The organism is Neorhizobium sp. BETTINA12A (genome assembly GCF_023006485.1).
GTDB lineage: Bacteria > Pseudomonadota > Alphaproteobacteria > Rhizobiales > Rhizobiaceae > Neorhizobium.
In genome coordinates, this window is sequence record NZ_JALBGW010000032.1 from 1 (window position 1) to 12,237 (window position 12,237).

Consider the following 12,237-nt stretch of genomic DNA (forward strand, 5'->3'; position numbering starts at 1 on the left):
CGGGCGGCATGGCGGCCAGGTCCGGCGGTGCGCCGGGAATGGTGACCAGCCGGTCACGTCCGTGGGCCAGTTCGACGCGGGCGCCGAGCAGCCCTTTGGTATAGGGGTGCTTCGGTTCGCGGATGATGTCGGCGACCCTGCCTTCTTCGACGATCCGCCCGGCATACATCACCGCGATCCGGTCCGCGACTTCCGCCGCAACGCCGATATCATGGGTGACGAAGATGACGGAGAGCCCGTATTCCTTCTGCAGATCGCGGATCAGCAGGAGGATCTGAATCTGGACCGTTGCATCAAGGGCCGTGGTCGGTTCGTCGGCGAGCAGGACCTTCGGATTGCAGGCAAGCGCCATGGCGATCATCGACCGCTGCAGCATGCCGCCCGACATTTCATGCGGATAGTTTTGCAGCCGGCGCTCCGGGGAGGGGATCTTGACCTTCTGGAAGAGCGCAAGCGCGCGCGCCGACGCTTGCGAGCGCGAGATGCCCTCATGCCGCATGATGGTTTCTTCTATCTGGCGGCCAAGCGTGTAGACCGGGTCGAGTGCCAGCCGCGGCTCCTGGAAGACCATCGAGGCGACGGCACCGCGAAAGGCACCGAGATCCTTGGCCGTCAATCCGGTCACATCGCGGCCGGCGACCGTCATCGAGCCTTCGATCGTCGTGCCTTTGGGGTGCAGGCGCAGCAGCGAGCGCATGGTGACGCTCTTGCCGGACCCGGATTCGCCGAGCAGCGCGACAACCTCACCCGGCTGTACCGAAAGGCTGACGCCGTTGACGGCTTTCACGGGCTTTCGGCCGCGGTTGAACGTCACCGAAAGATTGCGAATGTCGATCATCGCGTCGGTTTGCATGGTCATGCCTCCATCAATGCCGGTGCACGGCTGTGGCGTGAGCCAGGTACCGACATCAGGCAGGCTGCGGACTGGCTTTCGGAGACGCTGGCAAGCGGCGGCAAACTCTCGCTGCAGACGCTCTCGGCAAACGAACAGCGGGTATGGAACCGACAGCCTGACGGCGGATCGATCGGGTTCGGCGGGTCGCCCGAGAGCGGCGGCTCCGAGGTTCGTTCGGACGGGTCCATCTTCGGCATCGAGGCGAGAAGCGCCGCGGAATAGGGATGGCGGGTGTTTTCGAAGATCGCATCGCGGCTGCCGATCTCGGCCACCTTGCCGAGATACATGACCATCACCCGGTCGCACATGAAGCGCACGACGTTGAGGTCGTGGGAGATGAACAGGTAAGTCAGACCGAAATCCCGCTTCAGGTCGAGGAGCAGGTTCAGGACCTGCGCTTCCACCGACTTGTCGAGCGCCGAAACAGCTTCGTCGAGGATGACGAGCCGCGGTTCGAGCGCGAGCGCCCGGGCGATGTTGACGCGCTGCCGCTGTCCACCCGACAGTTCATGCGGGTAACGGCCGGCAAAACGCGACGGCTCCAGCCCGACCCGGTACAGCAGGTCATGGGCTCGGGCGATCGCCCTGCTCGCGGCAATGCCATGCACGCGGGGCGCAAAGGCGATGGATTCTTCAATCGTCAGCCTGGGATTGAGGGAGGCGTAGCTGTCCTGGAAGACCATCTGGACCTGGCGGCGGTAGTCGGAAAGCGGCAGCGCGCCGCCGACCGTCTCACCGTCGAACAGGATATCGCCTCGGTCAGGCAAGATGAGCTGCATCAGCAGCCGCGCCGTGGTGGACTTGCCGCAGCCGCTTTCTCCGACGACGCCCAGTGTCTCGCCCTTGAGGATATCGAAATCGACGCCATCGACGGCGCGGACGACCTTCTTCGGCTTCATGAAGCCGCTGCCCTTGACCGGGAAATGCTTGATCAGACCGCGCGCGGAGATCAGCGGTTGCGCAGGCCCGCCCCTTTCGCCGACGGGAAGATCGTAGGCGGGTTCTTCGACGATGCTGATCATGACTTCACGTCCATGGCTGTGCGCAGCCCGTCTGAGAAAAGGTTGAAGCAGATCGAGGTGATGAAGATCATCAGGCCGGGCAGGGCTGCCACGAACGGATTGTTGTAGATCGCCGTGCGAAGCGTGTTCAGCATCAGCCCCCATTCGGCATCCGGCGGCCGCACGCCGAGGCCAAGGAAGGAGAGGCCCGAGGCGAGGATCATCGAGACGGATATCAGGCTCGTCGCAAAGACGAAGATCGGGCTGAGCACGTTGCCGAGGATATGGACGCGGATGATCGTCATCGGCGGGGCGCCGGACGCCCGCGCCGCGTCCACGTAGTCGAGCTTGCGGACCTGGGTTGTGACGCTTTCGGCGACGCGGGCGATCTGCGGGATGAAGACGACGGTCAGCGAGACGAGCGCGTTGGTGAGCCCGGAGCCGAGTGCGCCCGACAGCGCCACGGCCAGAAGGACCGACGGAAAAGCGTAGAAGACGTCGACCGTGCGCATGATCAGCGTGTTGATAATGCCGCCTGCATAACCGGCAACGATACCGATGGTCGAGCCGATGATGAAGGCGACCGGCACCGGGATGACGCCCATGATAAGCGAAAGCCGCGCCCCATAGATCAGCCGGGAGAGCATGTCGCGGCCGAGTTCGTCGGTGCCGAAGATATAGCCTTGCGTGCCGATCGGCTTGAGGCGGCGGATGACGCTGCCCTTGGAAGGATCGTAAGGGGCGATATAGGGCGCGAAAATCGCGATCAGCACCAGGATCAGCAGAATAGCGAGGGCCGACATGGCGACCGGGTCACGGGAGATGCGGCGCAGCACCCCGCTCCAGAAGCCAGGGGACTTGGCAATAGCGGCAGGAGACGGGGCCGCGATGTCTGCGGTGACGACAGCCATGTGTCAGCTCCTCTGAATGCGGGGATCGATCGCGCTCTGCAGCACGTCGACTACGAGGTTGAGGAAAACGAAGAACATGGCGAGCACCAGGATCGTCCCCTGCAGTATGGGCAGGTCGCGAGTGAAGATCGCGCCGTTCAGCAGGAAGCCGGTTCCGGGCCAGGAGAAAACCGTTTCGATCAGGATCGAACCGCCGAGCAGGTAACCGAGCTGCAGTCCCATGACCGAGAGCGCGGTCGGCGCGGCGTTGCGCACCACGTGGCGCAGAATCTGCTGCGTCATCAGCCCCTTGGCGGCCAGCGCCTGGGTGAAGTCCTGGGAGAGGATATCGGCGACCAGCGAGCGGATGGTACGGGCGATGATGCCCATCGGGATGACTGACATGGTGACCGCAGGCAAGATGAGGAACTGCAGATAAGCCCAGCTTAAGGTTCGGCCCGCCGATCCCTCCGGTCCGCCGCCCATGGCCGGCAGCCAGCCAAGCGTGACAGAGAAGGCAATGACCAGCACCATGCCGAGCCAATAGTGGGGCACGCTGACGCCGAGCATCGAAACCGTCGAAGCGAGGCGATCCACCCAGCTTCCGCGGAAGACACCGGCGAGGAAACCCAGGGAAGAACCCGCCACGAAACCGATCATGGCGGCAGCGAGTGCGAGGATGATGGAATTGACGGATGCATCCAGGATCTCGCGCAGCACCGGCCGACCGCTGGCGATCGAGTTGCCGAGATCGCCCTGCAGCGCATGCCATGCCCAAAGGGCATATTGCACGGGAAGCGGCTGGTCGAGACCGTAGAAGCTGCGCATCTGCGTCTGCAGTTCGGCGGAGGCATCCGAAGGCAGGATGGCGGCGAGCGGATCGCCCGGCGCGATATGGATCAGCATGAAGCATACGACGCTCACGCCGATCGCGACGGGAATGACGTGCAGAAGCCGTTTCAGGGCGTAGAGCAGCATGGTGTCCTCACCGGAAGAGGTTGATCGGGCATCATGAAAGGCGGCGCGCCGATCGACCGGCACGCCGCTGGCTCGGGATCAGGGATCCAGGGTGATCGTCGAGAAGTCCTGGAACCAGTTCTGTGCCTGGACGAAGCCCTTGACCTTGGTGGTCATGGCGCGCGGGTTGACGTCATGCGTCACCATCAGGAACAGCGCGTCGTTCACGTATTTCTCATGCACCTGCTGCATCACCTTGTCCTGTTCCACGGGATCGAAGGTGTTGCGCACCTTGTCGAACAGCGCATCCATATCCTTGTCGCAATAATAACCCCAGTTGGTGCCGGTCGGCGGGGCGAGCTTGCACTGCGACTGACGGATCATGGCGGTGAAGGGATCCTGGATGAAGTAGCTGTAATTGATCGCAGTGGCGCCTTTGGCGCTCGGATCCTTGGCGCCGGCGCGCCAGACGTTGATGACTGTGTTCCAGTCCATCACCTCGTATTCGACATTGATGCCGACTTCGGCGAGCGTCTGCTGGATATATTCGTTCATCTGCAGGGGCAGCATCTGGCCGGAACCGGAGGAGGAGATGATGACCTTGGTCTTCAGCGGTTTGTCGGGACCGTAACCCGCTTCCTTCATCAGCTTCTTGGCTTCCTCGACATTGTATTCCACCTTGAAGGTCGGCTTGCCGAACCACTGGTGGCCAGGCGGCATGTAGCCTTGCGCGGGAACGGAAAGGCCGCCGAGAAGCTCGTTGAGGCCAGCGCGGTCAACGGCAAGGTTTGCGGCCTTGCGGACGCGGATATCGTTCCACGGCGAGCCTTCGATACGCGACAGATGCCAGGTCCAGTTATGCGGATAGGAATTGGTGATGATCTTGAAGCCGGCTTCCTTCAGCGATTTCACCGAATCCGGAGCGGGCGCCTCGATCCAGTCGACCTGGCCGGAGCGAATTGCAGCTACGCGGGTGTTCGGCTCGGGTAGCGGGATCAGGACGAGCTTGTCGAGCTTCGGAACACGCGCCTTGTCCCAGTAGTCCTTGTTGGGCGTTAGCTCGGCCCGTTCGCGCGGCGTAAAGCCGCTTTCCATCTTCCATGGGCCGGTGCCCGACGGCTTCTGGGCAACCGCATCCCAGCTCTTGCCCTGCTTTTCCCAATTCATCGGTGAAGAGATCAGAATCCAGCTGATCTGGTATGGAAGTGTCGCGTCCGGCGTGTTGGTGACGATCTCGACGGTCTGCGGATCGATTGCCTTATAGGAAACAACCGCCGGAATACGCGACTTGCCCTGAGCCGCCTGGCGTTTGTCGAACTGCGGGGCGTCCGTCTTCAGAAGCTTGTCGAGGTTCCAGACGACGGCGTCCGCATCGAAGGCGCTGCCATCATGGAATTTGACGCCGTCGCGCAGCTTGAAGACCCATTTGGTCTTGTCGGTCGGATCGACCTGCCAGGACGTTGCAAGGCTCGGAATGAGGGAGGATGGTTTGTCGGCCTTTGAAAGGTCCCACTCGATCAACGAATTGTAGACCGTATAACCCATGAAGCGCTGACCTTCACCGCCCTGGTCGGTCTGGCCGGTGGTGAGCGGGATGTCGGAAGCGGTCATGCCGATGCGCAGCGTTCCAGCCGCCAATGCGGGGGTCGCGGCGGCTGCAAGGAGTGCTGCCGCGGTCGCGCCGAATATCGTCGTCATCCGCAGGTTCTGGAAAATGCCGATGCCGTGCCGGCGAGTTGATGAAGTTCTGGTCATGCAGTTCCCTCTTTTTATTGAAGTCGCCGGATTTTCACCCAGTCGGCAAAGGAGAAGCAGATTTCATGCCAATTGCTGTGAAACTGAAATTTCATGCTTTGCGCCAAGTGAATAGCGCAAAACAGGCGAGATCAATTTCGGAATGCAGGCCGCTCGTGCCGAATTCTGTGGCGGGAATGCCGGGCGTCTGCCGAAAAATACCGCGGACTGGATAAAATCGACGTGCTCGGCCTCGGCGCATGGCGTGCGGGTCTTGGGCTCAACAGAGGCGATACTCAATTCGATGGAATTCTTGAAAAGGAAATCTATTGCGCGCCCGACACACAATCATGACGCTCTTGCAATCTTCCACGGTTGGAGTAATTTTTCAGAAAGCGCATCCTTAATGCGCTTCTATGTTCTTTTTGCATAATTGACTTGGGGCACGAGAATGCAGGATCGAAATCGACCCGCCGATCTTGAGGCGCTTGAAGCGCGTCTGGCCCTGGATCTGCTTTGGTTGAACCAGCCGCCGAAGGCCTGGGTGCCGCCCCGGGACGTCGAAGGCTCGCGGGTTCTCGATGTTGCGGTGGTCGGGGCGGGTCTGTGCGGATTGGTCACTCTGGCGGCACTGAAAAAGGTCGGGATATCGAATGCGCGGGCCTTTGACCGTAGTCCGCAAGGGTTCGAAGGGCCGTGGGTGACCTATGCGCGCATGGAAACCCTGCGGACGCGCAAGGATGCCGTCGGTCCGGCCCTTGGCATTCCGTCGCTGACGTTCCGGGCCTGGTTCGAGGCGCAATACGGCGCTCAGGCCTATCTCGACATGGGGCTCATCCCACGTCCGATGTGGATGGAATACCTTATCTGGTATCGCCGCGTGCTCGATCTTGATGTGGCCAACGAGACGGCGTTTGCCGGTCTGGAATTTCGCGAGGACGGAATTCTGGCACTGCAGTTGGAGACCGGCGGGCAGACGCAGAAGGTGCTCGCCCGCCGCGTCGTGCTGGCGACCGGTCTCGACGGCTTGGGCGCACCCACCCAGCCGGAGGTCGCTGGCCGGGTATCCCCGCGCTTCGTGAAGCACGGGGCCGACCTCATCGACATGGGCTCGCTGAAGGGCAAGCGGGTTGCGATAGTCGGGGCCGGTGCCTCGGCCATGGACAATGCCGCCGCCGCTCTGGAGGCCGGCGCGCTACGTGTCGATATCTTCGTCCGCCGTGCGGATATCCCGCGCATCGACAAGTTCACCGGTGTCGGCAGCCAGGGAATGACACATGGTTATCTCGGCCTGCACGATGCGGACAAATGGACCTATATGGTGGCCGGCGAGCGGGCGCAGATTCCGCCGCCGCGTCACAGCGTGCAACGGGTCTCGCGGCACCCGAACGCCTTTTTTCACATCGCAAGCCCCGTGGACGATCTCGTCGAGACAGGCGATGGCGTCGAGGTCGTGACACCGAAGGGCCGTTACGCCGCCGACCTGGTGATTTTCGCCACCGGCTTTTCGGTCGATTTCGGCAAGCGTCCGGAATTTGCGGCGCTGCGGGACAGGATCCTGCTCTGGAAGGACGTCTACACCCCTCCTGCCGGCTGGGAACATGCCGGCATCGGCGCCACCCCCTATCTCGGCCCGGCTTTCGAGTTCCGGCCCAGACCCGATCTCGACACCGCGACAGCGGATGCGGTCTCCCGGATCTCCTGCTTCGCCTATCCCGCAGTCCCGTCACACGGCAAGATCACGAGCGGCATTCCTTCCATCAGCGAGGGGGCAACGCGACTTGCGACAGGACTTGCCCGCTCGTTGTTTGTCGAAGACCGGGCCTACCATCTCGATCGCTTTCTCGGGTTCGATACGCCGGAGCTTCTTGGCGACGAATGGACAGACGCAGACCTCGAAGAGGAAATGAACCGTGCCAATGGATGACCAAGTCCCGCAGTTGCAGATTTTCTACGGCATCTCGTCGCCCTGGGCATATTTCGGGGCACAGAAGGCGATTGCCGTCGCCGGCGACAACGGCGCTCACGTGCGTCTGCGCCCGATCCGCATCATCGAGGCCAATGGCGGCATACCGTTGCGCAGGCGGCCGGACGCGCGTCAGCTCTATCACGAGGTCGAATTGCGCCGCTGGCGGGAATATCTCGGCATTCCGCTCAATCTGAAACCGAAATTTTATCCCTGCCGCACGATCGAACCGGCGGCGCAAGCGGTGATCGCGCTCCAAAAAGCCGGCCTCGACGCCACCTCGTTTTCCTTCGCTGTCCAGCGGGCGCTGTGGGCCGAAGAGCGCGATATCGCCGATACCGACACATTGCGCGCTATCGCTCGTGCGACGGCCGGCGAAGAAGCCTCCGCATTGGTGGTTGATCCACAGCCGGAAACGATCGTCGATGAGTGGCAGGAAAACCTTGCCGAGGCCGAGCGGCTCGGCATTTTCGGAACGCCGACCTATGTCGTCGGCACCGAATTGTTCTGGGGCCAGGACCGCCTCGATTTCGTCGACCGGGCTCTGAAAGCCGGCCGAAAAACGACTGAAGCACTGAAGGAGCCTGCGTGATGCCCGACACCGAAAACCTGAGCGCGAAGAAGCTGCACGAAGATGCGATCATCGTCGATGGTCTGCAGACCTGCCAGTGGAGCCGGTCGATCTTCGAGGAAATGCGGGCAGGGGGCCTGACGGCCGTCAACGTCTCGTCGCTGCTCTGGGAGAATTTTCGCGAAGGCATCGCCTATGTTTCCGAATGGAAACGCTTCCTGCGCGAGAACGATGACATTCTCCGTCCGGTTCGCAGCGTCGCCGACATCCATGCCGCCAAGGCGGAAAACAAGACCGGCATCATCATCGGCTGGCAGAACACGTCGCCGCTCGAGGACAAGCTCGACCACGTGGAAATCTTCAAGGATCTCGGCGTCGGGATCATGCAGCTCACCTACAATACCCAGAACTATTCGGGTGCCGGTTATCTGGAGGAGGTGGACAGCGGCCTCACCGGGTTCGGCAAGGAAGTTCTGGCGGAGATGAACCGCGTCGGCGTCCTCTGCGACCTCAGCCACGTAGGCGACAAGACGACCGCGGACGTTATCGCCCACTCGAAGAGCCCGGTCTGCATCTCCCATATCCTGCCGAGGGCGCTGAAGGACGTGAAGCGCAACAAGCCGGACGAACTCTTCGTTGCTTGCGCGCAAAAGGGTGGCATTATCGGTGTCAGCCTGTTTGCACCCGGCCTTGCCGCCGGCAATGACGCCACTGTCGAGGACTACCTCGATGCCATGGCCTATATCATCGATCTGGTCGGCGAAGACCATGTCGGCATCGGCACCGACTTTTCACTCGATCGCCCACGTCCAGGCCCTTGGCTGCTCTGGGCCAACAAGGACAAGGGCACGGCCCGCACGCTCACCGAGTTCGGCTCGGTCAAGATTTCCAAACCGAAGGGGATCGAGCGCATGACCGAGTTGCCGAACCTGACCGCCCGCATGCTGGCCCGCGGCTGGAGCGAGGATCTGGTGCTGAAGTTGCTTGGAAAGAACTGGCTGCGTGTCCTCGGCAAGGCCTGGACGCCAACCGCGTGACGAAGCCGTCGGAAGGAAGAAAACTGCAGCGCACGGAGAGTGGTTCGCGTCAGGCGCGCCCAATGAATTGCAAGCCGATAGATGGCAAGCCTTGGCTAAAACTGGAGAGACGGACATGACAACATGCATGGAGAATAGGATTTCAGGGAACGGGGTTTCGCGGATCTTGCTCCGCACTGGCGCGGCTGTCGCCGGGATGCTAGCGCTTCTGGGCACGGCTCAGGCACAGGACGCCTCGACCAAAGGCACCGTCAACATCGTCGGCTTTTCCGGCGTGTTCGCAGACAACTACCAAAAGTTCATCGTCGAACCGTTCAAGGCCAAATATCCCGGCATCGACGTCACCTATCAGCAGAGCAAGAACTCCGCCGAGACCTTGGCGCTGCTGACCCTGCAGCGCGCCGATCCGAAGATCGACATCGCGCTGATCGACGTTGCTGTCGCTATCAAGGCCAGCAAGGATGGCATTTTTGCCAAGCTCGACCCCGCCAAGGTCAAGGTGCTCGATGAGATGCCCGCCTGGGCTCGTCTCGACGGTGACAAGGCCGTCGCGTTTTCGCAGGACAACCTGGCGATCCTCTACAATACCGATACCGTCAAGCAGCCGCCGACCAGCTGGAACGACCTGACCGACCCCAAATACAAGGGCAAGATAGCCGCAAAGCTTGGCGATACCCGCGGTGTCATCCTGCTCCCGATTCTCGACAAGCTGGCAGGTGCCGACTACAAGCAGAGCATCGACCCTGCACTCGACCTCCTGAAGAAGGTTGCGCCGAACGTCTCGACCTGGGAGCCGGCTCCGGACTGCTATGCGGTGATCCAGAGTGGCGAAGTCGATCTGTCGATCTGCTGGAACGGCCGTGCGCAATACCTGCACGACACCCAGGGCGGCAAGATCGGCGTCGCAGCCCCGAAGGAAGGTTCGATCGGCCAGACCAACACGATCGGCCTTGTCGAAAATTCCAAGAACGCCGCCGCGGCCCAGCTCTTCATCAGCTATGCGCTCGGCACCGAAGCGCAGGCGGCGTTCGCCGAGAAGAGCTTCTACGGTCCGGTCAATACCAAGGTAAACCTGCCAGACGCCGTTGCTGCCCGCATCTATGGTTCCAAGGAAGCCCAAGCTGCGCAGATGTCGCTCGACTGGAACTTCGTTGCCGATAAATATTCGGCCTGGATCCAGCGCATCAACCGCGAAGTCATCGCGCTCAACTGATCCAACTTGGAGAATCTGGCCGCCATGGCTGATCATCACGTCGTCATCGACAATCTCGTGAAGACCTATCCGGGCGCCCAGAAGCCTTCCGTGGATCACGTCAGCTTCTCGCTGCCGCGCGGCGAGATGCTGGCCCTGCTGGGCCCCTCGGGCTGCGGCAAGACAACGATCCTGCGCATGATCGCAGGCTTGATCGCCCCGACTTCGGGGGCGATCAAGCTGGAGGGCAAGGATGTGTCGTCGATTGCCGTCTATAAGCGCAACATGGGCATGGTCTTCCAGGCCTATGCCCTGTTTCCTCATATGACGGTCGCCCAGAACATCTCGTTCGGCCTTGAAATGCGCAAGGTCGGCCGCGCCGAGCGGGAGGAGCGTGTCCGCAAGGCGCTCGATCTCGTCAAGCTGACCGGGCTTGGCGACCGCAAGGTCGGCCAGCTATCCGGCGGTCAGCAGCAGCGCGCGGCGATCGCCCGCTCGCTGGTGATCGAGCCGGAACTTCTGCTGCTGGACGAACCGCTTTCCAATCTTGATGCCAAGCTTCGCGACGAGATGCGTGATGAGATCCGCGATATCCAGGCGCGTACGGGCGTCACGGCGATCTTCGTCACCCATGATCAGGACGAGGCCTTGTCCATGGCAGACCGCCTGGCGGTCATGTCCGCCGGGCGCCTGGAACAGGTCGGTACGCCGCGCGAGATTTTCGACCGGCCTCAGACCGAGTTCGTCGCGTCCTTCATCGGGGCGGGGACCTTCTTCGAGGGCCGGGTAGCCGAACCCGGCCTTGCCGTGGTCGAAGGGCTGAAGTCGCTGCGTTTCGTCGGTGAAGCGCCGGTGGGATCAGCGGTCAAGCTGATGATCCGGCCGCACAGGCTGGTCCTTGCCGACAGTGCCGGCCAGCCGAACAGTTTTACCGGGACCGTGGAGCACATCGTCTATCGCGGCCAGATCCTGACGCTGAACATTCGCTGCGGGGGCAGGCTGCTGCAGGCGGATCTTCCCACCCACGCCGGCGTATTGCCCGAGAAAGGCGACGAGGTGACGCTCGCCGTCGCCACGCAAGACGTTACCCTGGTCGGGCAGGTGGCACCATGAGCGCCGCAACCCTTTCGGCTGCCGGGACATCACCGGCAAATGCGCCGCGCGGGATATTGCTGATGTTGCTGTTGCCAGGGCTCATTGCTCTAGTGATCACCTTTCTGCTGCCGCTGATATGGCTTCTCCGGGCCTCCTTCGCGTCCTCGACGATGGGTGCGCTCAGTGGCGGAGACTGGACGGTACAATCCTATTCGACGGTGCTGTTCGACCCGTTTTACTGGCGGGTGGCCTGGAATACGCTGGTGCTCGGGTTTAACGTGGCGATTTTTGCGGTGATCCTGTCCTATCCGATCGCGCTGTTCCTGGCGCGCACGGAAAGCCGCTTTCGCGGTATCCTGACGGCACTTGCCGTCGCGCCGCTGCTGACATCGTCGGTCGTCAGAACCTATGGCTGGATGGTCATCCTCGGAGACCGCGGCGTGATCAACAGCACGCTCCAGTCCCTTTCACTGACGGGCGGGGTCGTCCGCCTCACCAACAACAGCTTCGGTGCCACTGTTGCGCTAATTGAAATCCTGATGCCCTATGCCATCCTCGCGATGCTCAGCGGTTTCGGGCGGTTGAACACACAACTCGAGGAGGCCGCCGCCATGCTCGGGGCGAACCGCTTGAGGGTCTTCACGCGCATCATCCTGCCGCTCAGCGCCCCCGGCGTGCTCACTGCAGCGCTTCTGGTCTTCGTGCTGGCGATCTCCTCTTTCGTCACGCCGCGGCTGATGGGCGGCGGGCGCGTCTTCGTGCTCGGCACCGAAGTCTTCAACGAGGCAACGGTCACGCTCAACTGGCCGTTGGCGGCAGCCCTGTCGGTCATGCTGCTGATCCTGTTCAGCAGCATCATTCTGCTTTACCAGCGCGCGCTGCGCGCATTGGAGACGTGA

At 62.0% G+C, this 12,237-nt stretch carries 11 protein-coding genes; 6 read left to right on the top strand and 5 right to left on the bottom strand.

Going from position 1 to position 12,237, the window contains the following annotated elements; genetic code table 11:
• The 5 genes from MOV61_RS11380 to MOV61_RS11400 form a co-directional block, all read right to left on the bottom strand.
• Positions 1–853 (bottom strand): ABC transporter ATP-binding protein (locus MOV61_RS11380; RefSeq protein ID WP_408962373.1); only part of this gene is annotated, 853 nt, incomplete at its 3' end.
• A 2-nt stretch (positions 854–855) separates the two neighbouring features.
• The gene (locus tag MOV61_RS11385; protein ID WP_247136641.1) at positions 856–1,917 is read right to left on the bottom strand and encodes an ABC transporter ATP-binding protein; all 1,062 of its coding nucleotides are present in this window, start codon (positions 1,915–1,917) and stop codon (positions 856–858) included.
• The gene (locus MOV61_RS11390) at positions 1,914–2,807 is read right to left on the bottom strand and encodes an ABC transporter permease (protein ID WP_247136642.1); all 894 of its coding nucleotides are present in this window, start codon (positions 2,805–2,807) and stop codon (positions 1,914–1,916) included. Before MOV61_RS11390 ends, MOV61_RS11385 begins: the two co-directional genes overlap by 4 nt.
• A gap of 3 nt (positions 2,808–2,810) precedes the next feature.
• Positions 2,811–3,764: an ABC transporter permease gene (locus MOV61_RS11395; RefSeq protein WP_247136643.1), complete on the bottom strand. Its 954-nt coding sequence runs from the start codon at positions 3,762–3,764 to the stop codon at positions 2,811–2,813.
• Positions 3,765–3,842: 78 nt separating this feature from the next.
• Positions 3,843–5,441: an ABC transporter substrate-binding protein gene (locus MOV61_RS11400; RefSeq protein WP_247136679.1), complete on the bottom strand. Its 1,599-nt coding sequence runs from the start codon at positions 5,439–5,441 to the stop codon at positions 3,843–3,845.
• 487 nt (positions 5,442–5,928) lie between these two features.
• Here MOV61_RS11400 and MOV61_RS11405 point away from each other — a divergent pair, with 487 nt between their 5' ends.
• The 6 genes from MOV61_RS11405 (at position 5,929) to MOV61_RS11430 (ending at position 12,237) form a co-directional block, all read left to right on the top strand.
• A complete protein-coding gene (locus MOV61_RS11405; RefSeq protein WP_247136644.1) occupies positions 5,929–7,404 on the top strand; it encodes an NAD(P)-binding domain-containing protein in 1,476 nt (491 codons plus the stop codon).
• On the top strand, positions 7,397–8,035 hold the full coding sequence (locus MOV61_RS11410; RefSeq protein WP_247136645.1) for a 2-hydroxychromene-2-carboxylate isomerase: 639 nt from the start codon (positions 7,397–7,399) through the stop codon (positions 8,033–8,035). Before MOV61_RS11405 ends, MOV61_RS11410 begins: the two co-directional genes overlap by 8 nt.
• A gap of 17 nt (positions 8,036–8,052) precedes the next feature.
• Positions 8,053–9,051 carry a dipeptidase gene (locus tag MOV61_RS11415; protein WP_408962374.1) on the top strand — a complete coding sequence of 333 codons (999 nt, stop codon included), beginning with the start codon at positions 8,053–8,055 and terminating at the stop codon, positions 9,049–9,051.
• 196 nt (positions 9,052–9,247) lie between these two features.
• Complete coding sequence (locus MOV61_RS11420; RefSeq protein WP_247136647.1) at positions 9,248–10,264, top strand: ABC transporter substrate-binding protein; 1,017 nt, start codon at positions 9,248–9,250, stop codon at positions 10,262–10,264.
• A gap of 24 nt (positions 10,265–10,288) precedes the next feature.
• On the top strand, positions 10,289–11,356 hold the full coding sequence (locus tag MOV61_RS11425; protein ID WP_247136648.1) for an ABC transporter ATP-binding protein: 1,068 nt from the start codon (positions 10,289–10,291) through the stop codon (positions 11,354–11,356).
• A complete protein-coding gene (locus tag MOV61_RS11430) occupies positions 11,353–12,237 on the top strand; it encodes an ABC transporter permease (protein WP_247136649.1) in 885 nt (294 codons plus the stop codon). Before MOV61_RS11425 ends, MOV61_RS11430 begins: the two co-directional genes overlap by 4 nt.